The following is a 26200-nucleotide window of genomic DNA, read 5'->3' as shown; positions in this document are numbered from 1 at the left end:
GAGCCTTTCGTGACCGGCGCCCAGACGCAACCTTCCTCCCGATCGTTGCCGATACGAAGCGCTGCTACCTCAAGCGACGGACGACACGGTCCGTTCCCGGTGCCGGCGCGCCCCCAAGGCAGCTGATCTGCGCAAGCTCCCTTCACGACTGACACGGACCGCGACCGCTCGCCCATGACGGCGTGCCGGCGCGAGCAAGGAGTCCGCTTGACCACGTTCAACGACCTCGGCCTCGCCGAGCCGATCCTCCAGGCCCTTGCGGCCGAGGGCTATACGTCCCCGACGCCGATCCAGGCGCAGGGCATTCCTGCAATCATGTCGGGCGCCGACGTGCTGGGCCTCGCCCAGACCGGCACCGGCAAGACCGCATCCTTCGTGCTGCCGCTGCTCAACCGCATCGTCGAGCAGAACAGCCGACCCGAGCCGAAGACCTGCGGCGCGCTGATCCTCGCCCCGACGCGCGAGCTCGCCGCCCAGATCGCCGACAGCATCCGCGCCTACGGGCAGAAGGTGCGCCATTCGGCCACCGTCGTCGTCGGCGGCGTCCGTCCCTTCCCGCAGGTGCGCAGCATGGCGCGCGGCGTCGACATTCTCGTCGCAACGCCGGGCCGCCTGATCGACCACATGCAGGGCGGCGCGATCCGCCTCGACAAGACCACGACCGTGGTGCTGGACGAGGCCGACCATATGCTCGACCTCGGCTTCCTGCCGGCGATCCGCCAGATCCTGGCGAGCCTGCCGCGCGACCGCCAGACGGTGCTGCTGTCGGCAACCATGCCGAAGCCGATCCGTGCGCTGGCCGAGGACTTCCTCAACAATCCGCAGGAAATCGCGGTGGCCCCGGCCTCCAAGCCGATCGACCGCATCGAGCAGAAGGTGCTCCTGATCGAGCGCGACGCCAAGCGCCAGGCGCTGGTCGACGTGCTGCGCAGCGAGGACATGGACCGCGCGATCGTCTTCACCCGCACCAAGCACGGCGCCGACAAGGTGACCAGGCAGCTGGAGCAGGCGGGCCTGTCGGCCGCGGCGATCCACGGCAACAAGAGCCAGAGCCAGCGCCAGAAGGCACTCGACAACTTCCGCTCCGGCCGCACCCCGGTGCTGGTGGCGACCGACATCGCCGCACGCGGCATCGACGTCGACGGCGTGTCGCATGTCGTCAACTACGAGCTGCCGAACGTGCCGGAGGCCTATGTTCACCGCATCGGCCGTACCGCGCGCGCCGGCAAAAGCGGCATCGCGGTCTCCTTCTGCGACCGCGAGGAGCGTCCGTTCCTGCGCGACATCGAGAAGCTGATCGGCAAGGTGCTGGTCGAGCGCGAGGACGACGGTCCGGCACCGCGCAAGCAGTCGCGCGGCGGCGGTGGCCGCGGTCAGCAGCAGCAGCAGCGCAAGCCCTTCCGCCCGCGCGGCGAAGGCGGCGCACGCGACGAAGGTCGCGGCGAGGCCCGCGGCTTCCGCGGCAGTGCCAACGGCAACGGCGGCGCGCGCAAGGACAAGCCAGCCGGCCATGGCCAGCATGAAGGCCGCACCGACGGCTACCGCGCCGGCCAGCAGCAGCGCAACAGCCGCCCGCAGGGCGCCAAGCCGCGCGATCACAGCGGCGAGCGCGGCCGTGTCCGCTCGTTCCAGCCCGCGTAACGCGGCAACGCCGAAACACGCTTGAAAACGAACGCCGGCGCGGGATCACCCCGCGCCGGCGTTTTTCGTTTCAGGTCGAGGCTCCCCGCCCCCTCCCGCCGCGCTCAGTCGGCGGCGCGCACCAGCTGGGTCTGCGTGCCGAGGCCGTCGATGCCGAGCGCCAGCCGGTCGCCCGGCTTCAGATAGACCGGCGCCGGCTTGATGCCCATGCCGACGCCCGGCGGGGTGCCGGTGGAGATGACATCGCCCGGATGCAGGCTCATCATCTGCGACAGGTAGGAGATCACCTTGGCGACGCCGAAGATCATGGTGGCGGTGGAGCCGGTCTGCATGCGCTTGCCGTTGAGATCGAGCCACAGGGACAGCGCCTGCGGGTCGCCCACCTCGTCGCGGGTGACGAGCCAGGGACCGAGCGGACCGAACGTGTCGGCCGACTTGCCCTTGGTCCACTGCCCGGCGCGCTTGGTCTGGAAGTCGCGCTCGGAGACGTCGTTGGCGACGCAGTAGCCCGCGACATGGGAGAGCGCGTCGGCCTCCGAGACATATTTGGCGTGACGGCCGATGACGACGGCCAGTTCCACCTCCCAGTCGGTCGCGACCGAGCCGCGCGGCAGCTCGATGCCGTCGTCCGGCCCGCAGATCGCCGAGGTCGCCTTCATGAAGACGATAGGCTCGGGCGGCACGTCGAGGCCGGATTCGGCCGCATGGTCGGAATAGTTGAGGCCGATGCAGACGAACTTGCCGACCTGGCCGACGCAGGGGCCGATGCGCGCGCCCTCCTCCACCAGCGGCAGCGAAGCCGGGTCGAGCGCGGCAATGCGGGCGAGCCCCTCGTCGGAGAGGGTCTTGCCGGCGATATCCTCGACATGGGCGGACAGATCGCGGATGCGCCCTTGCACATCGACAAGGCCGGGGCGCTCAGTGCCGGCGGGTCCGTAGCGGACGAGTTTCATGGAAAGGTCTCCTCAAGAGCTATCGTGCAAACGGGTCGCGCGATCATAGGCAGTTGAGGCAAAACGGCAATCGCCGCGCGGGTCAGATCTCAAGGGCGCCCCGGCGAGGCATCCGGCAGGACCAGGGAGTAGCTGGTCGAGCGGCCGCCGCCGGGATCGCGGGTGAGGATGCCGCGAGCGACGAGATCGTTGATGTCGCGCAGCGCCGTATCGGGCGAGGTCTTCGTCAGCTTCGCCCATTTCGACGAGGTGAGCTTACCGTCGAAGCCGTCCAGCAGGCGGTTCAGCACCTTGCGCTGGCGTTCGCCGAGCGGCTCGCCGGCCAGCGCCTGCCAGAAGGCCGCCTTGCGCAGCACGTCCTCGAGAATGCCGGCGGAATCGTCGAGCGCGCGGTCGAGGCAGGCGAGAAACCACAGCAGCCAGGGCGTGATGTCGAGGTCGCCCTTCTGGGTGCGCTCGAGGATCTCGTAATAGCCCTTGCGGTCCTGCCGGATCTGCGAGGAGAGGCTGTAGAAGCGCTGGCCGCTGCCTTCGGAGCGGGCGAGCGCCATATCGCCGATGGCGCGCGCGACGCGGCCGTTGCCATCCTCGAAAGGATGGATGGTGACGAACCACAGATGCGCGAGTGCGGCCCGCAGGACAGGATCGAGCGGGTCCGGGCTCTCGAACCAGTCGAGAAAGATCGCCATCTCCGCCGCAACGCGGTCGGCGGGCGGGGCCTCGAAATGGACCTTCTCGCGGCCGAAGGGGCCCGAGACGACCTGCATGGGCCCGGCCGCTTCGTCGCGCCAGCGGCCGACGGCGATGCGCAGCATGCCGCTGCGGCCCGTCGGGAACAGCGCCGCATGCCAGGCGAACAGGCGCTCTTCGGTCAAAGGCGCCTCGAACGCGCCGACCGCGTCCAGAGTCATCTCGACGACGCCCTCGACATTGCGGTCGACCGGCGGCAAGCCGGCGATATCCATGCCCAGACGGCGGGCAATGGAGGAGCGAACCTGGCTGCGCTCCAGGATCTCGCCTTCGATCTCGCTCGACTTGACGACATCGGCCGTCAGGGTCTCCAGGACCGCCTCGGCGCGTGTCTCGAAACCGAGCGCGTCCATGCGCCCGGCCAGCCGCCCCTGCCGGTGACGCACGGCCGCCAGCGGGCCGGAGACCGCCGCGTGGTCGAAGCGGAACTTCGGCCAGTCGCCGAGTTGATGGATATAGGCCGTCATTCTCCGCATCCTTTGCGGAGAATATAGCCCTCATTCACCGCATCCGCAAATAATCGCCGCACAAGTTGCGGAGATTGCATCGTCCAATCGCCGCACGCCCGACAGGTTGGCACCACCCTTGCGTGCAAGGACTGCAACCTGCATTGTGGTCGAGCATAAGGAACCGCCCAAAAGCGACAGGCCGAAAGCACATGAGCAGAGCGTTCACACACCTGATGTTCCAGGGCAACGCGCGGGCCGCGCTGGAGACCTATGAGACGGTGTTTGCGGATTTTACCATCGACATGCTGGAACTCAATGGCGACGACACTGCCGCGCCCGGCACGGTGCGCATGGCGAAGATCTCGTTTGCCGGCCAGAACCTGATCGTGATCGACAGCCCGATTCCGCACGATTTCGACTTCACGCCGTCGATGTCGCTCTTCGTCGAGATGGACGACGCGGAAACGCTGGACGCGGCCTTCGCCCAGCTTTCCGAAGGGGGTAAGGTATTGATGCCGCCGGACAATTACGGCTTCAGTCCGCGTTTCGGCTGGCTTTCCGACCGGTTCGGCCTGTCCTGGCAGTTGTCCTTGCCGATGTGAGACCGGCGATGCCAGCAAGGTGCACAAGATGAGATCCCGACTGCGCTGCCTCGTCATTATCCTGCCGCTGCTGGCTGCGGCCTGCGCTCCGAGCGATCCGCGCAAAACCCACGTCTGCACCGAAACGCCGAACGGACTGGCAGAGTGCCACCTGATCGACGCATCACGGCTGGAAACGGCGAAGCCAGCGCAACGCTAGACGCCGCGCCGCCGCTACTGCGTCAGACGGCAGGAGGCGGATCTGCGCCTCTGCCGGGTGTCGGCGATGCCGGCGGATGGGCGGCACCGGCCGCAAGGAAGGTGCGGCCGCGGCCATCCTGCTTGGCGCGGTAGAGCGCCTCGTCGGCGCTGCGGATCACGGACTTGGCGGTCAGCGCGTCGTCCGGCCACCAGGCCACGCCGATGCTGGCACCGACCGAGGCGCAACCACCGTCGAACACGATCTCCGAGCAGACGCTGGCGACGATCCGGTCGCACAGGGCGAGCACGGAGCTGCGATCCAGCCCTTCGCGCAACAGCACGATGAACTCGTCGCCGCCGACTCGCGCGGACATGCCGCGATCCGCGACGACGTCCAGGATACGGGCCGACACGGTGCGGATCACAAGGTCGCCGATGGCATGGCCCCAAGTGTCGTTGACCTGCTTGAAGCGGTCGAGGTCGATGCACAGGACCGCGCAGCGGTCCTGCTCGCTGCGCTGCAGGACACGCTCCATCTCCTGCTCGAACTGCAGACGGTTGGGCAGGCCCGTCAACGCGTCATGATTGGCCAGGAAGCGGTTGCGCTCCTCGCTCTGCTGCAGACGGCGGAGGCTGCGGGCGAAGCGCAGCGCGACGAAGCCGAGCGCGATGGCCGCCAGAACCAGAACGCCGAGCAGAAGCGGCAGAGCCTCGCGCCAGATCACCGCGGAGGGATGGCTGCGGACCCAGGTGGCGACGAAGCGCGGCGCACCGTGCCCCAGCGGGATCACGTCGCTGTCCGGCGGCACCGCGTCGGCGTGACGGACGGCGAAATCGCGCAGGCCGAGCTTACGGCCGATTTCCGCCATCATCGACGGCAGCAGCGGCTTGAAGGTCAGCAGAACGTTGGGCGCCCCGTCCGGCAGGCGTGCATCATTGTCGGGCACGATGGCCTGAGCGACGATCATGTTGATCTCGCCGTTGATTTCGCGCACGTCGGAAACATACAGCGGATCCTGCGAGCGCACCGGATGCCGAGAGATACGAAAGCCGCCCTCCTCCCTCTCGCGTGCGGAGGCATAGGCCTCGCGTGCCGACTCGACGAGATCCGCGGCCAACGCCACATGCGCCGCCGCCTCCTCTTCGGCACGGATGTCGTCCTCGAAGACCAGCAGGCGCGGCCGATTGTCAGGTCCGACCAGAACGGTCACCTGGATGCCGAAGTCCTCCCAGTGCCAGTTGGCAATTTCCTTGCGGACGAAGGTCCAGTCGATATGGGCGACGAGCGCACGCACGGCTTCATCCCAGTGGGAAACGCGCGACTGATCGTCCGCCAGGATCTCGACCTGGCGGTCGAGCTCGTTGCGTACCAGGTGGCGTTCGTCCTGTGCGCGCACCTCGTCGGCAATGCCGCCGGCACTGCCGAGCATGTGCGTGTTGGACAGGGCAAAGGCCATGATGACGGCAGCGCATACGAGATAGATCGCCAGCGCCAGGTTGCGCTTGCGTCCGTCCAGCCAGAGCCCCATCGATTTCGTTCCGATCTGCTGCATGGGGGGAACCTGCCATAAATACTTGAATCTTCGGCTAACCGATGTGGTTCCCATGCCATTAACGACAATGCCCTCGGAAAACCGCCGGCAGCGTCCGCACTTTGATCTCGCGCAACGCCAACCGTGCCTTGCTGTGCCACAATGCCGCCGGGCTGGACAGGAACACGGCAACAGGGAAGTCCGATGGGAAAGACGATGAAAGCCGCCGTGGTGCGCGCCTTCGGCGCACCGCTCGACATCTGCGAAGTGGTGCGCCCCGAAGTGGCGCCCGGCAAGATCCTGGTGAAGATCGCCGCCAGCGGCGTCTGCCACACCGACCTGCACGCGGCCGAGGGCGACTGGCCGGTCAAGCCGCAACCGCCCTTCATTCCGGGGCATGAAGGCGTCGGCACGGTCGCTGCGGTCGGGGCCGGCGTCACCAGCGTCAAGGAAGGCGACCGGGTGGGCGTACCGTGGCTGCATACGGCCTGCGGCTACTGCAGACATTGCGTCGGCGGCTGGGAAACCCTGTGCCAGGATCAGCAGAACACCGGCTACAGCGTCAATGGCGGCTTTGCCGACTACGTGCTGGCCGACCCGGACTATGTCGGCCACCTGCCGGACGGGCTCGCTTTCGCGCCTGCCGCTCCGGTGTTGTGCGCCGGAGTCACGGTTTACAAGGGGCTGAAGGAGACCGAGGCGAAACCCGGCCAGACCGTCGTCATCATCGGCATCGGCGGGCTCGGCCACATGGCCGTGCAATATGCCAAGGCGATGGGGATGCATGTAATCGCCGTCGACATTTCCGAGGAGAAGCTGGCGCTGGCGCGGGCTCTCGGCGCCGACATGACTCTCGACGCGCGGACCGGCGACGTTGCCGCCGAAGTCCAGAAAGGCGGCGGCGCGGAAGGCGTGCTGGTGACGGCGGTGTCGCCCAAGTCGTTCAGCCAGGGCTTTGGCATGCTGGCGCGCGGCGGCACGATGAGCCTGGTCGGCCTGCCGCCCGGCGACTTTCCGCTGCCGATCTTCGACACGGTGCTGAACCGCAAGACGGTGCGCGGCTCCATCGTCGGCACGCGCAACGACCTTTCCGAGGCGCTGGCCTTCGCCGCCGACGGCAAGGTCGCCGCGCATTACTCGCTGGACCGGCTGGAGAACGTCAACGCGATCTTCGACACGATGCGCGCCGGCAAGATCGACGGGCGCGTGGTGATGGAGATCTGAGGCGGACGCTCAGCTGCGCTCCAGCGCATCAAGCAGGAAGGCAGCGCGCTCGGAGACCGGGGCTTTCGGCAGAAGCCGGGTCTCGTAGCCGAGCGCGGGCAATTCATTCGCCAGGCGCTCGTATTCCTCGGTCGCGGCGGCAAGGCTGTGCCGGCGCTCGGCATCGCCCGCATGGATCTCCGGCCAGGGCGGGGCGAGAAACACCAGCGGGCGATAGCGGTAGCGGCGGGCGAGCGGGGCAAGCACCTTGCGCCCGGTCGCGACCTCGAAGGCCGACGCAGCATCGATCACGCCGCGGTCGAAGAAGGTCCACCCTCCGGCGTCGCCGCAATTCCGCGCGCGGCGCCAGTCGGCGACGGCCGTGCGAATCGCCCGCCGGGCAAAGGCGGCGAGATCGACCCAGGGCAATGCGCTGCCCTCTCCCGCCAGTTCCTCGCGGACGATGCGCCGGCCGGGCTCTTCCACCGTCCGGTGGCCGCGGCGGGCAAGCTCCTCGATCAATGTGGATTTCCCGCCACCGGAACAGCCGGTGACGAGCACGAAACGCTCATGCATGGGAAGGCTCTCTTTTGGGGGAAACGGGGCGGTGCGCCGAGCGCCCTGCCCCGCTTCCCTTGAGCCTACATCGCGTCGTAGTCGAGCACCACCGTGTCGGAGACCGGGCGCGACTGGCAGGTGAGGACGAAGCCGGCCTCGATCTCCCAGGGCTCGAGCGAATAGTTGACCGCCATGTCGACCTCGCCGGCCTCGACCTTGGCGCGGCAGGTGCAGCACATGCCGCCCTTGCAGGAATAGGGAACCTCGACGCCGGCACGCATCGCGGCATCGACGATGGTCTCGCCGGCCGCGACCGGAACGGTGACGCGCGCGCCGTCGATGATCAGCTCCGCACGCGCCTCGTGAGCGGTCTCGGAGACGTTCTTCGCGGGCTTGGCCGCATGCGGCGCCGAACCGTCGGCGGGCGTGAAGAACTCGCGGTGGATGCGCTCGCCCGCCACGCCGAGGCGCAACAGCACTTCGCTCGCGGTCTCGATCATTTCGCCCGGACCGCAGAGGAACACCCCGTCCGCCTCCGCCACCGGCATCACATGCTTGAACAGGCGTTCCAGTTTTTCCGCATCCAGCCGGCCGGAGAGGATCTCCACGTCCTGGGTCTCGCGCGAGAGCACGTGGAACACGCCGAAGCGCGTCGGAAAGACGTCCTTCAGGTCCTCGATCTCTTCCTTGAAGATGATCGTCTGGGCGCTGCGGTTGCCGTAGAACAGAAAGAACTCGCTTTCGGGCTCGCGCGTCAGCACGGTGCGGATCATCGCCAGAACCGGCGTGATGCCGGAACCGGCGGCCACCGCCACGAGGCGGCGCGGGCCGCCCTCGTGCGCCGGCAGGACGAAGCGGCCCGACGGGGTCATCACGTCGATCTCGTCGCCGGCGGCCACGTTCTCGTTGGCGAAGGCGGAAAAGGCGCCACCGTCGATCTTCTTCACCGCGACACGCAGCTCGCCGTCATCCTCGCCGGCACAGATCGAATAGGACCGGCGCACTTCCTCGCCGCCGATGACGGCGCGCAGGGTGAGATACTGGCCGGCGGCGAAGCGATAGGCCTCGCGCAGGGTCTCCGGCACGTCGAAGGAAATCGACACGGCCTCGGGCGTCTCGCGCCTCACTTCGCGAACCTTCAGCGCATGAAATCTCGGCGACATGCGGTTTCTCCCTCAAAAGCTTCCGGCGGCATCCGCTGCGTGCCGGACAAGACGCCAGCTCAGTGGCACTTGAAATAGTCGAACGGCTCGGCGCAGGAGCGGCAGCGCCAGAGCGCCTTGCAGGCGGTGGAGCCGAACTCCGACACCTTCTCGGTGTCGAGCGAACCGCAGCGCGGACAGGCGACCTCGTCGTCGCCGAACAAGGCGCGGCGCGAGGCCTTGCCGGCCGGCGGGGCGATGCCGTAGGCCCGCAGCTTCTCGCGCGCCTCCTCGCTCAGCCAGTCGGTGGTCCAGGCCGGCGACAGCACGGTGTTGACCCGCACCTTGCCGAAGCCTTCCGCCAACAGCGCGGTCTCGATGTCCATGGTGAAGACGGCCATGGCCGGACAACCGGTATAGGTCGGCGTGATGTCGACCTCGACCGCGCCATCGGAGGTAATGCGCACATCGCGCAGCACGCCGAGATCGCCGATGGTCAGCACCGGAACTTCCGGGTCCGGCACCTGCGCGGCGACCTCGAAGGCACGCCGGCGGGCGCTCTCCCCCGCGATGTCGTGCAGGTGCGCGCCCATCGCCGTCACCACCTCAGGCCCGGCCAGGCCCGCTGCATGTACTGCATCTGCGACAGCAGGTGGCCGAAGCTCTCCGAATGACGGCCCGACCGGCCGCCGGTCTGGAACCAGCCGTCGGGCGGCAGGCGCAGCGTCGCCTCGTCCAGCACCTCGCGCAAGGTGGCGTGCCACTCGTCGCGCAAGCTCGCCGGGTCGACCGCAATGCCGGCGGCGACCAGCCGCTCGACGACGCCGTCGAGCTCGAACAGTTCGCCCGTATAGGGCCACAGGTGGTCGACGGCTGCCTGGGCGCGCTCATGGCTTTCGGTGGTTCCGTCGCCGAGACGGATGGTCCACTCGGCCGAATGGCGCACGTGATAGGCCGCTTCCTTCTCCGCCTTGGCGGCGATGGCGGCAAGGGTTGCGTCCTTCGAGGCCTTCAGCTCGCGCCACAGCGGCAGCATGAAGGCGGAGAAGAAGAGCTGGCGCACGATGGTCTGGGCGAAGTCGCCGTTCGGCTGCTCCACCAGGAGACAGTTGTTGAACTGGCGCTCGTGACGCAGGAAGCAGAGCTGGTCCTCGTCGCGGCCCTCGCCTTCCACCTCGCCGGCATAGGTGTAGAGCGCGCGCGCCTGGCCGATATGGTCGAGCGCGACATTGGCAAGGCCGATGTCCTCCTCCAGCGTCGGCGCGTGGCCGCACCATTCGCCGAGCCGCTGGCCGAGAATGGCCGCATCGTCGGCAAGACGCAGGGTGTAGGCGAAGAGATCGGCGGTCCGGTCGGTCGTGGTCATGGTGCCGCTCCCGCTCACATGTTGCCGACTTCTTCGGGGATCTCGTAGAAGGTCGGATGCCGGTAGATCTTCGAGGCGGTCGGCTCGAACATCACGTCCTTCTCGGTCGGATCGGAGGCGACGATCGCCGAGGACGGCACCACCCAGATGGAGACGCCCTCGCCGCGACGGGTGTAGACGTCGCGCGCGGCCTGCAGCGCCATCTCCTCGTCGGCCGCATGCACCGAACCGCAATGGCGATGCGCCATGCCGGTGCGCGAACGGATGAAGACTTCCCAGAGCGGCGTGTTCTTCTCGGTCATGGTTTTCTCCCTCGGGCTCGCGGGCGCGTGGCCGGTGCGCAGCCTCATGTTCCTTCGGAACGTCGTTGTGCCTTGCCTCCGGCGCGTGCCCCGCGCCGGGGTGTCGCTCACTCGGCAGCGATGCGGGCCGCCTCGCGGCGGTTGCGGCGCTTCTCGGCATGGGCAAGAGCCGCCTCGCGGACCCAGGCGCCTTCGTCCCAGGCCTTCCGGCGGGCGGCGAGACGCTCGCGGTTGCACGGGCCGTTGCCGGCGACGACGCGGGAGAACTCCTCCCAGTCGATCTCGCCGTATTCCCAGTGGCCGGTTTCCTCGTTGAACTTCAGGTCCGGGTCGGGAAGCGTCAGGCCGAGATAGTGCGCCTGCGGCACGGTCGCGTCGACGAACTTCTGGCGCAACTCGTCATTGGTGAAGCGCTTGATCTTCCAGGCCATCGACTGGGCGGAGTGCTTGGAGTCGGTGTCGGAGGGGCCGAACATCATCAGCGACGGCCACCACCAGCGGTTCAGCGCGTCTTGGACCATCGCCTTCTGCTCTTCCGACGAGCGGCACATCTCCAGCAGCAGCTCGTAGCCCTGGCGCTGGTGGAAGCTCTCTTCCTTGCACACGCGGATCATGGCGCGCGAATAGGGGCCGAAGGAGCAGCGGCACAGCGGGATCTGGTTCATGATCGCCGCGCCGTCGACCAGCCAGCCGATGGCGCCGATGTCGGCCCAGGTCAGGGTCGGGTAGTTGAAGATGGAGGAGTATTTCGCCTTGCCGGACAGAAGCTGCTCGGTGAGCTCCTCGCGGGACACGCCCAGCGTCTCGGCGGCGGAATAGAGGTAGAGGCCGTGGCCGCCCTCGTCCTGCACCTTGGCGAGCAGGGCCGCCTTGCGCTTCAGGGTCGGGGCGCGGCTGATCCAGTTGCCCTCGGGCAGCATGCCGACGATTTCGGAATGGGCATGCTGGGAAATCTGGCGCACGAGGGTCTTGCGATACGCCTCCGGCATCCAGTCGTTGGGCTCGATCTTCTCCTCGGCGTCGACGCGCGCCTGGAAGGCGGCGAGCAGCGCGGCGTCCTCGCTGCGCTCGTCCGATGCGTCACGGGCGTTAAGGGCCTGGGTGTACATGCGATCAACCCCTCCTCGGTTGCCATGCGGGACGCGCAAGCGGCGCGCCTTATCTGCCTCGCATTATACGTGACGATATTTTTATATTTCAAGTATTTTCTGTCACATATCAGCCCATAACCCAACCGGTTCGCGCAAGTTGCTGATTTGACTGAATTCCCGGGCTCAGCCTGCGGAGAAGCGGCGGGCCTCGCTGACATCGGGCGGCGGCAGCGAGCCGTCGCGGCCGCGCGCATGAGCCGCGATCCAGGCCTCGGCCGGTGCCCGCAACGCGCCGTAAAGCCGGGCCGCCAGCCGGTTGGCGGCAAGGCCCGGCCAGTGGGCGGGCAGCAGCGCGGGGGGCAGCATCGGATCGCGCAGGATCAGCCGGCGATAGTCGTGGACGAGCAGGATGCGGCAGACCATCGCCGTCTCGGGCGACAGACGTGCTCGCCCTCCATCGCCCTTCCCGCTCTCCAGCGCATCGGCCAGCGGCGCGTAGCGGCGGCAGAAGGACTGGTAACGGCCGGCCAGCGGGGCGAGATCGAAGGCGCGGGCAACCAGGTCGGCGTCGGATCCGGCCAGCACGGAGGCGGCCAGCGTCACCGCGCCGTCGGCAGCTCCTTGCGGAAATTCGGGGCCGTCGAGCGGCGGACTTGCCGGGGTGCCGAGCAGCACGCCGGGCGCCAGCAAGCCGTAGCCGGCCTTGCGGGCTGCCTCGCGCAAGCCGTTGCGGCCCTCCGTTTCGGGCAGCACGACGACGCGCAGTTCGACCGCCCGCGTCTCGCCCGCTTCCGGCGCAAGCCGGTAGATGCGCTGCGAGGCCGGGGTGAAGGTCGCGCGCCCGGCCGCCGACAGGGCGTAGAAGCTGAGCCGCCCCTGACGCTCACGCTCGACCCAGCCGTCGCGGGCAAGGCGCGAAAGCGCGGCGCGCACGGCCGCCGCATCGATGCGCATGAGGCCGAGCAGATCCGACAGCGTGCCGGCCCACACCTCGCCGCCGCGCGGGGCGACGAGATCGCCGAAGATCGTGACGATCAGCGACCAGACGCGCAGCGGCTGGGTCTCGTGCAGCCGGTCCAGCAGCGCTCCGGCGAGCGCCTCGACATCCGCCGGAGCGCTGCCAGTCTCAGCCGGCGGCGTGGTGGGCATGCCAATGCCAGGCGATGTCGATGCGCCGGGTGACCCAGACCTTCTCGTGCGAGGCGACATAGTCGAGGAAACGGGCGAGCGCGGCGGCGCGGCCCGGACGGCCGACCAGACGGCAGTGCAGGCCGATGTTCATCATCTTCGGCGCGCCGGCCTCGCCTTCCGCATAGAGCGTGTCGAACGTGTCCTTCAGGTAGGTGAAGAACTGGTCGCCCGAGTTGAACCCCTGCGCCGTCGCGAAACGCATGTCGTTGGCGTCGAGCGTGTAGGGAATGACGAGATGCGGGCCGGACGGCCCTTCCACCCAATAGGGCAGATCGTCGGCATAGCTGTCGGAATCGTAGAGAAATCCGCCCTCCTCCATGACGAGGTCGCGGGTGAACTCCGACGAGCGGCCGGTGTACCAGCCGAGTGGGCGCGAGCCGGTGACGTCCTCGTGGATGCGGATCGCCTCGGCCATGTGGCGCTTTTCGTCCTCGCGCGAGAAGTCCTTGTAATCGATCCACTTCAGCCCGTGCGAGGCGATCTCCCAGCCGGCCTCGTTCATGGCCGCGACCGCCTCCGGATTGCGCTGCAGGGCGGTGGCGACGCCGTAGACGGTGACGGGCATGGAGCGCTCGGTGAACATGCGCCACAGGCGCCAGAAGCCGGCGCGCGAGCCGTATTCGTAGATGGACTCCATGTTCATGTGCCGCTGGCGATGCCAGGGCGCGGCGCCTACGATCTCCGACAGGAAGGCCTCGGAATGGCTGTCGCCGTGGAGGAGGCAGTTCTCGCCGCCCTCCTCGTAGTTGATGACGAACTGGACGGCGACGTTGGCGTCGTTCGGCCACTGCGGATTGGGCGTCTCGCGTCCGTAACCGACGAGATCGCGCGGATAGGTGTCGCTCATGGGGACCGTCCGTTGCACGAGGGGGACCAGGCCCGAGACGGGCTGCTCAAGGCCGGAGGAAACCCAAAAGCGTGCGCCGATGCAAGAACTTCGCGTCAGATGTCTTCGCGCACCCGCACGGGAACCGGGACAAGTGCCGGCTCCAGCGCGACTTGGGTCTCGCCGCGTACCCGACGCCCGCGGTCGTCGCCCGGCTCGGAAGGAAGCGCCATGATCGCCGCCCCCATCGCGGCCGAGCACAGGGTGATCATCAGGCCGGCGAGCAGTACCGCGACAGGCAGCCAGGGCTGGTCGGAGGCAAGGATCAGGCTGCGCAGGCCGCCGGTGTCGAGCCACATCAAGCCGCCGAGCACGAGCGCGGCAGCAAAGGCGCCGATCAGCCAGTTGATAGCCAGAAGACGGAAAAACGGCTGGGCCAGCAGGCGGGAGATGCCGCCGGGCCGAGGGAAGGAATGCTTGTCTTGCAGCTTGGTCATGGATCCGCACCCTCGCTCGAGGCGTAAAGGCTGTCGGACCGCAGATCCGGCGCCTTTGTAAGCCACTCTGACGAGAAGATGGCGCAGGCGCGGAAAATGTCCACGCGGTCGACTGCCGCAGGCATATCGCAGTCCCGCTTGATGAAAAAAGCTGCAGACTGCGAAAAACCTTTCAGAACCGCTTGTGCAGCCGGGCCCGTCGCCTATATAAGGCGGAAGTATATCGGGCCGATATATCACTAATCAAGAATATATCGAACCAGCACTGTCCGCAGCCAGCGTTTCCCAAACGGGGAAAAGCGCGAGCACGGTCGGGACGGACATGCGAGGAAAACCGGAGCGCGAACGCGACCCACGCGGCCAGACAACAAGATCGTCCGCCACCGGCAGGGCGACGGGCCGACATCCCGGCGAGGGCGGAAGGAAACATAAAATGAGCGTTAGAACACTGTGCCTTGCAATTCTCAATTTCGGAGACGCCACGGGTTATGAAATCCGCAAGCTCTCGACTGAAGGCAAGTACAGCTATTTCGTCGATGCCAGCTTCGGGTCGATCTACCCCGCGCTCGCCCGGCTGGAGGCCGAAGGGCTCGTCACCGTGCGCGAGGAGGCCCAGAGCGGCAAGCCCTCGCGCAAGGTCTATTCCATCACCGAGACAGGCCGTGCCGAGTTCGTCCGCGACCTCAGCCGGCCGCCGGCACCCGACTCCTACCGCTCGCCCTTCCTGCTGGTCGCCATGTGCGCGGAGATGGTCGGGCCGGAGGTCATCGCAAAGGCCATCGATGCGCGCCTGGCGCACCTGCGCGAGGAACTGGCCAAGCTGGAAGCGATCGGGAGCGAACCTTGCGACCAGCCCCCGGCCGCAAGCTTCATCCTCGAATACGGGCGCAACTGCATGACCGAGGACATCCGCTTCCTGGAAGCGAACCGACACCGACTCGAAGAGATAGCGCACGGCCGCCCCGCCCTTCCCCAGGCGGCCGAGTAAGCGAACACAGCCCGGAGATACCCCGAATGAAGATCCGCTTCTCCCACGTTCTCGCAGTCGGCATCGTTGCCGGCGTTGCGGGCTGGATGTGGACGGGCAGTTTTGTGGCCGGCGGCATGGCCGACTCGGAAAACGGAACACCTCCTCCCTCGCAACGCGCGGAGGAAGCTGCGGCAAAGCCCTTCCGTGTCGCCATTCGCGAAAGCACGGCGCAGCCGCGTCGCTCGATCCTGGTGATCCGCGGCCGCACCGAAGCCGATGCCAAGGTCGAGGTGCGGGCCGAGACCAGCGGGCGGGTGGCCGAGCGTCGGGTCAAGGAGGGCGACAGGGTCGCGAAGGACGACGTGCTCTGCGTGCTCGACAAGGGTGCGCGCGAGGCCAAGGTTCTCGACGCCACGGCCCAGCTCGCCCAGGCGGAACTCGACTTTACCGCCGCCACGCAGCTCAACGAGAAGGGGTTCACCGCCCAGACCCGCGTCGCTGCGCTGAAGGCGGCGATGGATGCGGCGACCGCCCGGCTCGAGGAAGAGAAGCTGGAATTGTCGCGCACGGTCATCAAGGCGCCGATCCCGGGCATCATCGAGAGCCCGATGGTCAGTACCGGCACGGTGCTGGCGGTGGGCGGCGTGTGCGCCACCATCATCGATGCAGACCCGATTCTGGCGATCGGCCAGGTGTCGGAGCGCGACGTGAGCAAGCTGGAGATCGGCCAGAACGCCGAGGTGGAGCTGGTCACCGGCGGCAGCGCGACGGGCAGGATCCGATACATCGGGACGGCCTCCGACCCGGCCACCCGCACCTTCCGCGTCGAGATCGAGATCGAAAACAAGGACGGTGCGATCCGCGACGGCGTCACCACCACCGCACGGGTGCCGCTGCGCGAAGAGAGCGCGCATCTGCTGAGCTCCGGCGTCCTGACGCTGAATGATGCCGGCACGCTCGGCATCCGTGCCGTGGACGAGCAGAACCGCGTGGTCTTCCACCCCGTGACGGTTCTGGGCGGCGATGAGGACGGACTTTGGGTTCGCGGGCTGCCGGACACGGTTCGGCTGATCGTGACCGGTCAAGACTATGTGACCGACGGCCAGACCGTCGAACCGGTGACCACCATGGCGGGAGCTACGCAATGATCTCGATGCTCGAGACGGTCCTGCGGCGGCCGAAGACCGTCCTCACCCTGATGGTGGTGATGGTTGCGGCCGGCATCATGGCCTATATCGGCGTGCCGAAAGAGGCCGACCCGGATATCGACATTCCGGTCTTCTACGTCTCGATCAGCCAGCAGGGCATCTCGCCCGGCGACGCGGAACGGCTGATCGCAAGACCGATGGAAACCGCCCTGCGCGGCCTCGACGGGCTGAAGGAGATCACCACGGTCTCCGGCGAAGGCCATGTCGGCGTGGTCTTGGAGTTCAATATCGACTTCGACAAGGACAAGGCGCTGGCCGATGTCCGCGACAAGGTCGATCAGGCGAAAGCCGACCTGCCGACGGAGGCGGACGAGCCGACCATCGTCGAGACCAACTTCGCCTTGATGCCGACGATCTTCGTGACGCTGTCGGGCGACGTGCCGGAGCGCACGCTGTACCGGCATGCGCGGCGACTGAAGGACGAGATCGAGGCGGTTCCGACCGTGCTGAGCGCCGATCTGTCCGGCCACCGGGAGGAATTGCTCGAGGTCGTCATCGACAGCATGAAGCTGGAATCCTACCAGGTCACCCAGCAGGAACTCCTGACCTCGCTGTCGAACAACAACCAGCTCGTGCCGGCCGGCTTCCTCGACAACGGCCAGGGCCGGTTCAACGTAAAGGTTCCCGGCCTCGTCGAGACCGCCACCGACGTCTATTCGCTGCCGATCAAGCAGAATGGCGAAGGCGTGGTGACGCTCGGCGACATCGCCGAGATCCGCCGCACCTTCAAGGATCCGACCAGCTACACCCGCGTCAACGGGCATCCGGCGATCTCCATCGATGTGGTCAAGCGCAAGGGCACCAACATCATCGAGAACAACACCGCCGTGCGCCAGGTGGTGGATGCGGCGACGAAAGACTGGCCGGAGACGATCCGCGTCGACTACATCCTCGACAAGTCGGAGGACATCTTCGAGATCCTCGGCTCGCTGGAATCCTCGATCCTGACCGCGATCTTCCTGGTCATGGTGGTGATCGTCTGGGCGCTCGGCTTCAAGTCGGCGCTGCTGGTCGGCATCTCCATCCCCGCCTCGTTCATGGTCGGCTTCCTGATCCTGCAATCGGTCGGCATGACCGTGAACACGATGGTGATGTTCGGCCTCGTGCTCACCGTCGGCATGCTGGTCGACGGCGCCATCGTCATGGTGGAATATGCCGACCGCAAGGTCGCCGAGGGCATGGACGCGCAGGAAGCCTATATCCGCGCCTCCAAGCTGATGTTCTGGCCGATCACCTCCTCGACGGCGACGACGCTGGCCGCCTTCCTGCCCATGCTTCTTTGGCCGGGCGTGGCGGGCGAGTTCATGAGCTATCTGCCGATCATGGTGATCATCGTGCTCAGCGCCTCGCTGCTGACCGCGCTGGTGTTTCTGCCGGTCACGGGCGCGGCGATGACCGGCGCGATCTCCTGGACCGGGCGCAATGCCGAATGGCTGCTGGCCCTGCTGATCGGCGCCACCGTCGCCGTGCTGCTCGCCAATCCGGCGGTCGCCGGACAGCTGCCCCTGCCGCAGTGGTTGCTGTTGCCGATTGCGGCCGCCATCGGTCTTGCCGTCGGACTGATCGTCTATCACGGCGCCAAGCCGCTGATCGCCGCCTCCCGGCGCCGTGCTCAGAGGGCGGCAGCCGAAGAGCAGGAAGCGGCACGGCTCCTGTCTGCGGGCGAGCAGTTCGACGCCAAGAAGATCCGCGGTGCCACCGGCATCTATGTCCGGCTGCTGCGCTTTTGCGCCGGCACCCCGTTCGGCAATGTCTTTACGTTGTCGGCGCTCGTGCTCCTGTCGGGCGGCATCTTCATGTACTTCATGGCCAACTCGCAAGGCGTCGAGTTCTTCGTGGAGGAGGAGCCGAACTCGGCCCTCGTTCTGGTCTCGGCGCGCGGCAACTTCTCCGCTCGCGAGGCGTTGGAACTGGCGCTCGACGTCGAGCGCGAAGTGATCGACGTCAAGGGCATCAAGAATGCCGTGATGTCGGTGTCCACCGGAAGCAGTGGCGGCGGCGGGATGATGGGCGTCCAGGACAAGCCGGCCGACGTGATCGCCCAGATCAACCTCGAGTTCTCCGACTATTGCTGCCGGCGGAACTGGAAGCAGATCGCCGCCGAGATCCGCGAGCGCACGGCCGACCTGCCGGGCATCTTCGTGGAGACCCGCGAGATCGAGGGCGGTCCGCCGACCGGCAAGGACCTGCGGCTTCAGGTCACCTCCACCAGCTATCAGGAGCTGACGGAGACGGTCGCCAAGGTGCGTGCCCATGTCGACGCCATGGAGAGCCTGCGGGACCGCGAGGACAGCCGTCCCCTGCCCGGCATCGAGTGGCAGATCACCATCGACCGCGAGCAGGCGGGCCGCTTCCAGGCCGGTATCGGCTCGGTCGGCTCGATGGTGCAGCTCGTCACCAACGGCGTGCTGATCGGCAAGTTCCGCCCGGACGATTCCGAGGACGAGGTGGACATCCGCGTGCGTCTGCCGGAAGCGGAACGCACGCTGGACCGGTTCGATTCCCTGCGCCTGCAGACGGAGCTCGGCCAGGTGCCGCTGTCCAACTTCATCGACCGGGCGCCGCAGCAGAAGGTGACGACGATCACCCGCCGCGACGGGCTTTATGCGATGGACGTGAAGGCCAATGTGGTGATGACCGACACGATCACCACCGAGGACGGCGTCACCCGGCCGCTGACCGCCAACGACAAGGTGGCGGAACTGCAGGCCTGGCTCGACACCCAGCAATGGCCGGAAACCGTCTCCTTCCGCTTCCGCGGCGCTGACGAGGACCAGAAGGAGTCCGGCGAGTTTCTGATGAAGGCGATGGTGGGTTCGCTGTTCCTGATGTTCATCATCCTGGTGACCCAGTTCAACAGCTTCTACCAAACCTTCCTCACGCTCTCGACGGTGGTGATGTCGGTGTTCGGCGTGCTGCTCGGTATGGCGCTGATGGGGCAGAAGTTCTCGATCATCATGACGGGAACGGGCGTGGTGGCGCTGGCCGGCATCGTGGTGAACAACGCCATCGTGCTGATCGACACTTACAACCGCTTCCGGGAAGACGGGATCGAGCCGGTGGAGGCGGTGCTGAAGACGTCGGCGCAGCGCATCCGGCCGGTGCTGCTGACCACCATCACCACCATCGCCGGCCTGGTGCCGATGATGACGCAGCTGAACCTCGACTTCTTCAACCGCGTGATCGCGCTCGGCTCGATCACCGCGGTGTGGTGGGTGCAGCTGTCGACGGCGATCATCTTCGGCCTCGGCTTCGCAACGATCCTGACGCTGATCGTCATCCCAACCATGCTGGCATTGCCGACGGTGTGGGGTGCGACCGCCCGACGGATCGCATCGTTCCTGGTGCATCTGTGGTACGTGGTCCGGGCTTATCTGGCTGAAAAGCTGTTCGGGCGGCACCTGGCGGTGCCGGCGGGCGCGGCGACTGCGGGCACCGCGCCGGGCGCACACGAAACCCCCGCCGCCCCGGCAACGCCGGCCTCGGCCGCCTTCGGCGCACCGGGATCTGCCACCGTCACCTCGATCGGGCCGCGCAAGGAACCGCCGAGGGTCCCGCCGGGCACCCTGCCCCAGGCTGCGGAATGACGTGAAAAGGCCCGCGGGAGACACTCCCGCGGGCCTTCTTGCAAGGCGATGTTCGAGGCTCCGGCGGTACGGCCTTCAGAGCTGTTCGAGGTCCGCGACGCCGGCCTCCGAGGCCTCTTCGTCCGTTGCAGCCGGCCTGCGCAGGGCAGGCAGAATGTCGCCGACGGAGGTCGCCACCCGGTAGTCGACCTCGAAGCCGGACCGGATGAAGCCTTCGCTCCGCATATGGGCGAGCAGGTCGACCAGCGGCCGCCAGAAGCCGCCGATATCGGCAAGCACCACCGGCTTGCAGTGCTGGCCGAGCTGTCCCCAGGTCAGCATCTCGACCACCTCTTCCAGCGTGCCGATGCCGCCGGGCAGCGCGACGAACCCGTCGGCGCGCTCGAACATGGTGCGCTTGCGCTCGTGCATGTCCTTGGTGACGACAAGTTCGCTGACCGACTGCATCATCACCTCGCGCTCCTCCAGGAAGGCAGGAATGACGCCGGTGACATGTCCGCCCGCGTCTAGCGCGGAACGCGCGACCGCCCCCATCAGGCCGAGGGAGCCGCCGCCATAGACGAGGCCGATACCCTCCGCTGCGAGCATACGGCCGAGCTCTTCTGCCGCGGCCATATAGGCAGGGTCGCCCCCTTCCCCGGTGCCGCAATAGACGCAAACGGATTTAAGGCGGCGGGCTTCACCCTCGCCGCACGGTGACGTGTGATCCTGTTTCATGGGGCTAGATGTGCAGTCAGCGGCCGGCGGGGTCAAGCGGCAGGATGCAACGGCTCGCGCACGCCGCAGCGCAGCGGGCTTGCTTGCCGGCTCGCGCTTTAGCGTATAGTCATTCGGTGGAATTTCGGGGGCGGTGACACATATTGTGTCGCAGGGGTAACCGCACGGCGCGAATCGCGGGGAGCGCGGGTTTTCATGTCACAGAAACTCATCATCCAGGTGCTTGTCCTGCTCGGCCTCGCCGGCGCGGGAGCGGCCGGCTACTACCTGTCGCAGAAGGGCGATGGTCCCGCGCAGACCACCGAGGCCCCGAAGGCCGGCGATGCGGCATCGCAGACGGCGGCAACCGGTGCACCCGCGAAGACCGAAGACCCCAAGGCGAGCGCAATGCCGCAGGAAACTGCGGATATCGGCGGCAAGTCCGTCGAGGAGCGGCTGGCCGCCGTCCCCTCCTTCGACCTGATGCGCGTCGAGCCGGACGGCTCCGCCGTCGTCGCCGGCCGTTCGGAAGCCGGCTCCATCATCGCGCTGCTCGCCAATGGCGAAGTGATCGGCCGCGGCATCGCCAATGCCGCCGGCGAATTCGCCATCGTGCTGGACCAGCCGCTGAAGCCGGGCGCCCATGCGGTGACGCTGGAAACGCGCGATGCCGAGGGCAAGGTGCTCAACGAATCGGAGCAGTCGATGGCCGTCTCCGTGCCGGAAGACCCGGCGAAGGGCGAGGTCCTGGTGATGCTCAACGAGCCCGGCGCGCCCTCGCAGATCCTCCAGAAGCCGCAGCAGGTGGCGGAGGCAGGCACGACCGGCGACGGCCAGCCCGCGCCGCAGCAGACGGCCGATGCAGGCGCCCCCGCAGCGGCGGACACCCCGGCGGAAACGCAGGACGCCGCCGCAAGCGCCGACACTGCGGCGTCCCAGGACACCGCCGCGGCCACGACGCAGCCCGGCGGCGACACCGCAGCAGCAGGACAGCAAGCGGAAACGGCGCCGCAGACCCAAACGCGGACCGCCGACGACAACGCCTCGACAGCGGAACAGCAGGTCGCCGCCGCCCCGCAGACGAGCGACACCGGCACGGCCCCGGCCTCCAGCGACCAGCCGGCCGCGACCGACGGTGATGCCCCCTCCGACGCCGCTCCGGCAACCGATGTAGCAACGCCGACCGTCACCGTCGAGGCGGTGGAGACGGAGAACGAGAAGGTCTTCGTCGCAGGATCCGGCCAGCCGAACCGCGACGTGCGCGTCTATCTCGACAACCAGCTGGTCGGCGAGGCCAAGACCGATGCCAAGGGCCGCTGGCTGCTGGAAACGGAAGGCGAGGTTAAGCCCGGCGAAGTCTCCGTGCGCGCAGACCAGGTGACCACCGGCGACGGTGCGGTGACCGGCCGCGCCGAGGTGACCTTCGAGAAGTCTGCGGACGAAGCCGTGATCCTGCGCCCGGTGGCGCTCTCCGGCGAAGCGGGCACAGGTTCGGGCGCCAGCGGCGATGCCGGCACGCGCCAGATCCCCAGCGTGATCATCCGCACCGGCGACAACCTGTGGACTATCTCGCAGCGCCGCTACGGCGAAGGCGTTCGCTACACGACGATCTACCAGGCCAACAAGGACCAGATCCGCAACCCGGACCTGATCTATCCCGGCCAGGTGTTCATGATCCCCGAAGGCGACCGCAACTGGCCGGCGCCGCGCTCGACCGGCGGCTGAGCCGGACGCTCAGGCTATCGAAAGCGGAAGGCCTGCGGCGATTCAGCCGGCGAGGCTGCGCGCGCCGTCGAGGATGAGACGAGTGGCGATGCGGGCGTAGTCGGTACGGCTGACCGGGCCGCCCTCGCGGAACCACAGGTAGTGCCAGTTGACCATGCCGAAGAGGCTCATGGTCACCGGCTTCAGCAGCGTCGAGCCGGGCTCTGCGAGCTGCGGCACCGCCTGGGACAGCGCACCGGCGAACAGCTGCACGAGGCGACGCTCGCGCGCCTTCAGCTCTTCCTGCTGCTCGGCCGGGAGCCGCTTCATCTCGTTGATCTGGATCTTGTGCTCGGCATTGGCGTCGCGATAGGCGTCGAGCAGCGCCAGCACATAGCCGTGCAGCATCTCCTCGCCGGTCATGTCCGGCGTGGCGCCCTCCTCCACCGCCGCGATCAGCTCGTCGAGATGATCGCGGATGATGTCGAAGAGCAGCGCATCCTTGTTGGCATAGTAGTGGTAGAGCAGCGCCTTGGAGACACCGCAGCCGAGGGCGATCTGGTTCATGGAGGCGCGGTCGAACCCGTGCTCGGCAAAGAGTTCGGCCGAGGTCTTGAGGATCGCCTTGCGCTTGTCGTCGTAGTCCTCGGCGCGCGGGCGTGCCATGTCGTCCAGTCCCCCGGAGTGGTGCGGCCGCGGGAAAGGTCCCGCGGCCGTCGGTAGTGATGTGCGGGCGCCGGCCTATCAGGCCTTCGGCCGGTTGTCGATCACCCGCTTCGCCTTGCCCATCGAGCGCTCGATCACGCCCGGGTCGACAACGGCGATACGGGTGCTGATGCCGATCACGTTCTTGATATGCGTCCTCAGCTCGGCGGCGGAGGCCGCACGCTGCGCATCGTCGGCATGGGTGGGAAGCGCCTCGACGTGGACGGTCATCTCGTCCATCCGGCCCGAGCGTGTCAATTCCACCTGATAGTGCGGCGCCAGTCCCTCGACGCGCAGCAGCTGCTCCTCGATCTGCGTCGGGAAGACGTTGACGCCGCGCAGGATCATCATGTCGTCCGAGCGGCCCGTCACCTTCTCCATCCGCCGCATCGAGCGGGCGGTGCCCGGCAGCAGGCGCGTCAGGTCGCGGGTGCGGTAGCGGATGACCGGCATCGCCTCCTTGGTCAGCGAGGTGAAGACGAGCTCGCCGATCTCGCCGTCCGGCAGGACCTCGCCCGTCACCGGGTCGATGATCTCGGGATAGAAGTGGTCTTCCCAGATATGCAGGCCGTCCTTGGTCTCGACGCATTCGTTGGCGACGCCAGGGCCCATCACCTCCGACAGGCCGTAGATGTCGACCGCGTGCATGTCGAAGGCCGTCTCGATCTCTTGCCGCATGGCATTGGTCCAGGGCTCGGCGCCGAAGACGCCGACCTTGAGCGAGGTCTCGCGCGGATCGATGCCGCGCGCGCGGTACTCGTCGAGGATCGCCAGCATGTAGGACGGCGTCACCATGATGACGTCGGGACGGAAGTCCTCGATCAAGGACACCTGGCGCTCGGTCATGCCGCCGGAAATCGGCACGACGGTCATGCCCAGTTCCTCGGCCCCGTAATGGGCGCCGAGGCCGCCGGTGAACAGGCCGTAGCCATAGGCGACATGGCAGATCATGCCCGGCCGGGCGCCGGCGGCGCGCAGCGAGCGGGCCATCACGGTCGCCCAGGTCTTGATGTCGTTGCGGGTGTAGCCGACCACCGTCGGCTTTCCGGTCGTGCCGGACGAGGCGTGGACGCGGGCCACCTGCTCGCGCGGCACGGCGTACATGCCGAAGGGATAGTTGTCGCGCAGGGTCTGCTTGTAGGTGAAGGGGAACTTGCCGAGGTCGGCGAGGGTCTTCAGGTCGTCCGGGTGGACGCCGGCCTCGTCGAAGCTCTTGCGGTAGTGGGCAACGTTCTCGTAGGCGTGACGCAGCGACCATTTCAGCCGGTCGAGCTGCAGAGCCGCGATCTCGTCGCGAGAGGCGGTTTCGATGGGGTCGAGATCGCCCGGCTTCGGCGCCAGATCGAACATGCGTCTAATCCTCCCGGATTGTCCTGTGCCGTCACGGGTGTTCTCCCCCGCGCGGCCGTCGCTCTTGTTGAAATCCGTCGTTCCTGCCGATCACTCGACCGGCAGGTGGGTGCCCTTGATGGTGCGAGAATTGCCGCGAAACTCGGCGAGGACCTCGCCGGATGCGTTGGTCACGGTCACGTCGGTGATGCCGGAGCGCCCCTCGCGCCAGCGCTCGAGAGCTGTTGCCACCAGCCGCTCGCCGAGGCGGCCGGGCCGCAGGAAGCTGACCGCGCAATGGCTCGCCACGGTGTTCTGGTTGTGGCTGTTGCAGGCGAAGGCGAAGGCCGAATCCGCCAGCGTGAAGATGTAGCCGCCGTGGCAGATGCCGTGGCCGTTGACCATCGCCTCGGTGACGGTCATCGCGATCACCGCGCGGCCCGCACCGACCTCCTGGATCTCCATGCCGAGCCCCTGGCTTGCCTTGTCGCCGGCCCACATGGCATCGGCGCAGGCGCGGGCCAGCTCGTCGGGGGTCATGCTGCCGGCCGGCCGTTCGGCTTGCGTGTCGGTCATGGTCACGCCTCCCCGCCTGTGCCCGACCCCGTGCCCGCGCCCTTGGGCGGGCGGCCGGTGAAGGCAGGCGCGCGCTTGGCCATGAAGGCGGCAACGCCTTCCGCATAGTCCGGAGAGCGGCCCGCCAGCCCCTGCAGGTCGCGCTCCATATCGAGCTGGGTGCCCAGATCGTTGTCGAAGGAGGCTTCCAGCGCGTGCTTGACGAGGCCGAGGCCGAAGGTCGGCGCGGCGGCCAGCTCGCCGGCAAGGCGGCGCGCCTCGCCCATCAGTTCGCCATCCGGCAGCGCCTTCCAGATCATGCCCCATTCCTCCGCCTGGCGGGCGGGAACCGGGGTGGCGAGCAGCGCCAGCGCCTTGGCGCGGGCAAGACCGACCAGGCGCGGCAGCGACCACGTGCCGCCGGAATCGGGCACGAGGCCGATCTTCGAGAAGGCCTGGATGAACTTGGCGCTTTCGGCGGCGAGGACGATGTCGCAGGCCAGCGCGATGTTGGCGCCGGCGCCTGCGGCAACGCCGTTGACGGCGCAGACGACCGGCTTCGGCAGCGCCTTCAGCCGGCGCAGCAGCGGATTGTAGTTCGCCTCGATGGTGCGGGTGAGGTCCGGCGGGGCATCGCCCGGCGCGGTGACGCGGTCGCTGAGGTCCTGGCCGGCGCAGAAGCCGCGCCCGGCGCCGGTCAGCAGCACGCAGCGGATCTCCGCATCGCTCTCGGCAACGTCCATCGCCTCGCGCAGCGCGGCGTGCATCGCCTCGTTGAAGGAATTCAGCTTGTCCGGCCGGTTCAGCGTGACGACGAGAACGCCGCCCTCGCGCTCGACAAGCACGGGCGCGGGCTCGGCCCCGCCATGAGCTGCAGAAGTCTCGGTTTGCATGCGCCCTCCCGTTGCGCCGGTGCCGCCGCCGCGACGCGGATCCACCCTCGGGGTGCCCTCCCTCGCCGCGATGCGTACCCGGTCGCCCTCGTGATTTTTCACTTGACTGACCAACCGGTCGGTCAACTATTATGATCGTCAATCGGGCGCTGTCAATCACGTCCGGACCAACGAACCGACCCGCCCCGTGGCATCGCATCCGGACCGAAGTCTGGAGGCGAGCGGAGAGGCGGGCAAGACATCAGGCGGCGCGTCCGCCGGGAGGAAAAC

Annotated in this window: 24 protein-coding genes and 1 pseudogene; 8 read left to right on the top strand and 17 right to left on the bottom strand. The window is 67.6% G+C overall.

Going from position 1 to position 26200, the window contains the following annotated elements; translation table 11 throughout:
• Positions 1 to 207: 207 nt before the first annotated feature.
• Positions 208 to 1641: a DEAD/DEAH box helicase gene (locus MNI96_RS19360; protein ID WP_249695794.1), complete on the top strand. Its 1434-nt coding sequence runs from the start codon at positions 208 to 210 to the stop codon at positions 1639 to 1641.
• Positions 1642 to 1745: 104 nt separating this feature from the next.
• On the opposite strand, the gene MNI96_RS19355 is transcribed toward MNI96_RS19360, so the two are convergent.
• Together MNI96_RS19355 and MNI96_RS19350 are read right to left on the bottom strand one after the other, a co-directional pair.
• The gene (locus MNI96_RS19355; protein WP_249695792.1) at positions 1746 to 2594 is read right to left on the bottom strand and encodes a fumarylacetoacetate hydrolase family protein; all 849 of its coding nucleotides are present in this window, start codon (positions 2592 to 2594) and stop codon (positions 1746 to 1748) included.
• 89 nt (positions 2595 to 2683) lie between these two features.
• Positions 2684 to 3811, bottom strand: coding sequence for a Fic family protein (locus MNI96_RS19350; RefSeq protein WP_249695790.1), 1128 nt, complete (start codon positions 3809 to 3811; stop codon positions 2684 to 2686).
• A gap of 191 nt (positions 3812 to 4002) precedes the next feature.
• Between MNI96_RS19350 and MNI96_RS19345 the strand changes: the two genes are divergently transcribed.
• On the top strand, positions 4003 to 4395 hold the full coding sequence (locus MNI96_RS19345) for a VOC family protein (protein ID WP_249695789.1): 393 nt from the start codon (positions 4003 to 4005) through the stop codon (positions 4393 to 4395).
• A 28-nt stretch (positions 4396 to 4423) separates the two neighbouring features.
• The gene (locus MNI96_RS19340; RefSeq protein WP_249695787.1) at positions 4424 to 4594 is read left to right on the top strand and encodes a hypothetical protein; all 171 of its coding nucleotides are present in this window, start codon (positions 4424 to 4426) and stop codon (positions 4592 to 4594) included.
• A gap of 22 nt (positions 4595 to 4616) precedes the next feature.
• On the opposite strand, the gene MNI96_RS19335 is transcribed toward MNI96_RS19340, so the two are convergent.
• Entirely contained in the window at positions 4617 to 6128 is a 1512-nt protein-coding gene (locus tag MNI96_RS19335; RefSeq protein ID WP_249695785.1) for a diguanylate cyclase domain-containing protein, read from the bottom strand.
• A gap of 183 nt (positions 6129 to 6311) precedes the next feature.
• On the opposite strand from MNI96_RS19335, the gene MNI96_RS19330 reads away from it, so the two are divergent.
• Positions 6312 to 7331, top strand: a complete 1020-nt coding sequence (locus tag MNI96_RS19330) for a zinc-dependent alcohol dehydrogenase (RefSeq protein ID WP_249695783.1) — start codon at positions 6312 to 6314, stop codon at positions 7329 to 7331.
• A 9-nt stretch (positions 7332 to 7340) separates the two neighbouring features.
• Here the strand turns inward: MNI96_RS19330 and MNI96_RS19325 are convergent, their stop codons facing one another.
• The 9 genes and pseudogenes from MNI96_RS19325 to MNI96_RS19285 form a co-directional block, all read right to left on the bottom strand.
• Positions 7341 to 7886, bottom strand: coding sequence for an AAA family ATPase (locus tag MNI96_RS19325; protein ID WP_249695782.1), 546 nt, complete (start codon positions 7884 to 7886; stop codon positions 7341 to 7343).
• 65 nt (positions 7887 to 7951) lie between these two features.
• The gene (paaE, locus tag MNI96_RS19320; RefSeq protein ID WP_249695779.1) at positions 7952 to 9031 is read right to left on the bottom strand and encodes a 1,2-phenylacetyl-CoA epoxidase subunit PaaE; all 1080 of its coding nucleotides are present in this window, start codon (positions 9029 to 9031) and stop codon (positions 7952 to 7954) included.
• A 59-nt stretch (positions 9032 to 9090) separates the two neighbouring features.
• Positions 9091 to 9603, bottom strand: a complete 513-nt coding sequence (paaD, locus tag MNI96_RS19315; RefSeq protein ID WP_249695778.1) for a 1,2-phenylacetyl-CoA epoxidase subunit PaaD — start codon at positions 9601 to 9603, stop codon at positions 9091 to 9093.
• A gap of 5 nt (positions 9604 to 9608) precedes the next feature.
• A complete protein-coding gene (paaC, locus tag MNI96_RS19310) occupies positions 9609 to 10376 on the bottom strand; it encodes a 1,2-phenylacetyl-CoA epoxidase subunit PaaC (RefSeq protein WP_249695776.1) in 768 nt (255 codons plus the stop codon).
• A 14-nt stretch (positions 10377 to 10390) separates the two neighbouring features.
• The gene (paaB, locus tag MNI96_RS19305; protein ID WP_067341684.1) at positions 10391 to 10678 is read right to left on the bottom strand and encodes a 1,2-phenylacetyl-CoA epoxidase subunit PaaB; all 288 of its coding nucleotides are present in this window, start codon (positions 10676 to 10678) and stop codon (positions 10391 to 10393) included.
• Between the two features lie 107 nt (positions 10679 to 10785).
• Positions 10786 to 11787: a 1,2-phenylacetyl-CoA epoxidase subunit PaaA gene (gene paaA, locus MNI96_RS19300; protein ID WP_249695775.1), complete on the bottom strand. Its 1002-nt coding sequence runs from the start codon at positions 11785 to 11787 to the stop codon at positions 10786 to 10788.
• Between the two features lie 165 nt (positions 11788 to 11952).
• A complete protein-coding gene (locus MNI96_RS19295; RefSeq protein ID WP_249695774.1) occupies positions 11953 to 12918 on the bottom strand; it encodes a PaaX family transcriptional regulator in 966 nt (321 codons plus the stop codon).
• Positions 12908 to 13807 (bottom strand): annotated as a pseudogene (puuE, locus tag MNI96_RS19290) (allantoinase PuuE); the annotation flags it as partial. The gene MNI96_RS19295 and the pseudogene puuE, both read right to left, overlap by 11 nt.
• Positions 13808 to 13902: 95 nt before the next feature.
• Positions 13903 to 14283, bottom strand: a complete 381-nt coding sequence (locus tag MNI96_RS19285; protein WP_249695771.1) for a hypothetical protein — start codon at positions 14281 to 14283, stop codon at positions 13903 to 13905.
• A gap of 433 nt (positions 14284 to 14716) precedes the next feature.
• Here MNI96_RS19285 and MNI96_RS19280 point away from each other — a divergent pair, with 433 nt between their 5' ends.
• Genes MNI96_RS19280 through MNI96_RS19270 form a run of 3 tightly spaced genes read left to right on the top strand, consistent with a single transcriptional unit; the run spans position 14717 to position 20048 of the window.
• A complete protein-coding gene (locus MNI96_RS19280; protein ID WP_249695770.1) occupies positions 14717 to 15271 on the top strand; it encodes a PadR family transcriptional regulator in 555 nt (184 codons plus the stop codon).
• Positions 15272 to 15297: 26 nt separating this feature from the next.
• Positions 15298 to 16401: an efflux RND transporter periplasmic adaptor subunit gene (locus MNI96_RS19275; RefSeq protein WP_249695769.1), complete on the top strand. Its 1104-nt coding sequence runs from the start codon at positions 15298 to 15300 to the stop codon at positions 16399 to 16401.
• Positions 16398 to 20048 (top strand): efflux RND transporter permease subunit, encoded by a 3651-nt coding sequence (locus MNI96_RS19270; protein ID WP_249695768.1) that lies wholly within the window; start codon positions 16398 to 16400, stop codon positions 20046 to 20048. The genes MNI96_RS19275 and MNI96_RS19270 overlap by 4 nt, the downstream gene beginning before the upstream one ends.
• Before the next feature lie 75 nt (positions 20049 to 20123).
• Here MNI96_RS19270 and MNI96_RS19265 read toward each other — a convergent pair whose 3' ends face one another.
• On the bottom strand, positions 20124 to 20765 hold the full coding sequence (locus tag MNI96_RS19265; RefSeq protein ID WP_249695767.1) for an LOG family protein: 642 nt from the start codon (positions 20763 to 20765) through the stop codon (positions 20124 to 20126).
• 195 nt (positions 20766 to 20960) lie between these two features.
• Between MNI96_RS19265 and MNI96_RS19260 the strand changes: the two genes are divergently transcribed.
• Positions 20961 to 22469, top strand: coding sequence for a LysM peptidoglycan-binding domain-containing protein (locus tag MNI96_RS19260; RefSeq protein ID WP_249695766.1), 1509 nt, complete (start codon positions 20961 to 20963; stop codon positions 22467 to 22469).
• A 42-nt stretch (positions 22470 to 22511) separates the two neighbouring features.
• Here MNI96_RS19260 and MNI96_RS19255 read toward each other — a convergent pair whose 3' ends face one another.
• The 4 genes from MNI96_RS19255 to paaG all read right to left on the bottom strand — a co-directional run bounded on the left by MNI96_RS19255 (position 22512) and on the right by paaG (position 25930).
• Entirely contained in the window at positions 22512 to 23114 is a 603-nt protein-coding gene (locus MNI96_RS19255; RefSeq protein WP_249695765.1) for a TetR/AcrR family transcriptional regulator, read from the bottom strand.
• Between the two features lie 78 nt (positions 23115 to 23192).
• Entirely contained in the window at positions 23193 to 24503 is a 1311-nt protein-coding gene (gene paaK / locus MNI96_RS19250; RefSeq protein ID WP_249695764.1) for a phenylacetate--CoA ligase PaaK, read from the bottom strand.
• A gap of 90 nt (positions 24504 to 24593) precedes the next feature.
• Positions 24594 to 25058, bottom strand: a complete 465-nt coding sequence (gene paaI, locus MNI96_RS19245) for a hydroxyphenylacetyl-CoA thioesterase PaaI (protein ID WP_249695763.1) — start codon at positions 25056 to 25058, stop codon at positions 24594 to 24596.
• 2 nt (positions 25059 to 25060) lie between these two features.
• The gene (gene paaG / locus MNI96_RS19240) at positions 25061 to 25930 is read right to left on the bottom strand and encodes a 2-(1,2-epoxy-1,2-dihydrophenyl)acetyl-CoA isomerase PaaG (protein WP_249695762.1); all 870 of its coding nucleotides are present in this window, start codon (positions 25928 to 25930) and stop codon (positions 25061 to 25063) included.
• Positions 25931 to 26200 lie beyond the last annotated feature (270 nt).

This window comes from Stappia sp. WLB 29, from assembly GCF_023507705.1.
GTDB lineage: Bacteria > Pseudomonadota > Alphaproteobacteria > Rhizobiales > Stappiaceae > Stappia.
Note: the sequence above shows the minus strand (reverse complement) of the source record. Positions and strands in the feature narration are given on the sequence as shown.

Coding starts and splice junctions, on each gene's coding strand:
- MNI96_RS19255 (WP_249695765.1), bottom strand. CDS start 23,114: ATGGCACGCCCGCGCGCCGAGGACTACGACGACAAGCGCAAGGCGATC.
- paaA (WP_249695775.1), bottom strand. CDS start 11,787: ATGTACACCCAGGCCCTTAACGCCCGTGACGCATCGGACGAGCGCAGC.
- MNI96_RS19345 (WP_249695789.1), top strand. CDS start 4,003: ATGAGCAGAGCGTTCACACACCTGATGTTCCAGGGCAACGCGCGGGCC.
- MNI96_RS19295 (WP_249695774.1), bottom strand. CDS start 12,918: ATGCCCACCACGCCGCCGGCTGAGACTGGCAGCGCTCCGGCGGATGTC.
- paaI (WP_249695763.1), bottom strand. CDS start 25,058: ATGACCGACACGCAAGCCGAACGGCCGGCCGGCAGCATGACCCCCGAC.
- MNI96_RS19280 (WP_249695770.1), top strand. CDS start 14,717: ATGAGCGTTAGAACACTGTGCCTTGCAATTCTCAATTTCGGAGACGCC.
- MNI96_RS19335 (WP_249695785.1), bottom strand. CDS start 6,128: ATGCAGCAGATCGGAACGAAATCGATGGGGCTCTGGCTGGACGGACGC.
- MNI96_RS19275 (WP_249695769.1), top strand. CDS start 15,298: ATGAAGATCCGCTTCTCCCACGTTCTCGCAGTCGGCATCGTTGCCGGC.
- paaK (WP_249695764.1), bottom strand. CDS start 24,503: ATGTTCGATCTGGCGCCGAAGCCGGGCGATCTCGACCCCATCGAAACC.
- MNI96_RS19340 (WP_249695787.1), top strand. CDS start 4,424: ATGAGATCCCGACTGCGCTGCCTCGTCATTATCCTGCCGCTGCTGGCT.
- paaB (WP_067341684.1), bottom strand. CDS start 10,678: ATGACCGAGAAGAACACGCCGCTCTGGGAAGTCTTCATCCGTTCGCGC.
- MNI96_RS19350 (WP_249695790.1), bottom strand. CDS start 3,811: ATGACGGCCTATATCCATCAACTCGGCGACTGGCCGAAGTTCCGCTTC.
- MNI96_RS19325 (WP_249695782.1), bottom strand. CDS start 7,886: ATGCATGAGCGTTTCGTGCTCGTCACCGGCTGTTCCGGTGGCGGGAAA.
- paaC (WP_249695776.1), bottom strand. CDS start 10,376: ATGACCACGACCGACCGGACCGCCGATCTCTTCGCCTACACCCTGCGT.
- paaD (WP_249695778.1), bottom strand. CDS start 9,603: ATGGGCGCGCACCTGCACGACATCGCGGGGGAGAGCGCCCGCCGGCGT.
- MNI96_RS19265 (WP_249695767.1), bottom strand. CDS start 20,765: ATGAAACAGGATCACACGTCACCGTGCGGCGAGGGTGAAGCCCGCCGC.
- paaG (WP_249695762.1), bottom strand. CDS start 25,930: ATGCAAACCGAGACTTCTGCAGCTCATGGCGGGGCCGAGCCCGCGCCC.
- MNI96_RS19260 (WP_249695766.1), top strand. CDS start 20,961: ATGTCACAGAAACTCATCATCCAGGTGCTTGTCCTGCTCGGCCTCGCC.
- MNI96_RS19330 (WP_249695783.1), top strand. CDS start 6,312: ATGGGAAAGACGATGAAAGCCGCCGTGGTGCGCGCCTTCGGCGCACCG.
- MNI96_RS19355 (WP_249695792.1), bottom strand. CDS start 2,594: ATGAAACTCGTCCGCTACGGACCCGCCGGCACTGAGCGCCCCGGCCTT.
- MNI96_RS19270 (WP_249695768.1), top strand. CDS start 16,398: ATGATCTCGATGCTCGAGACGGTCCTGCGGCGGCCGAAGACCGTCCTC.
- MNI96_RS19285 (WP_249695771.1), bottom strand. CDS start 14,283: ATGACCAAGCTGCAAGACAAGCATTCCTTCCCTCGGCCCGGCGGCATC.
- paaE (WP_249695779.1), bottom strand. CDS start 9,031: ATGTCGCCGAGATTTCATGCGCTGAAGGTTCGCGAAGTGAGGCGCGAG.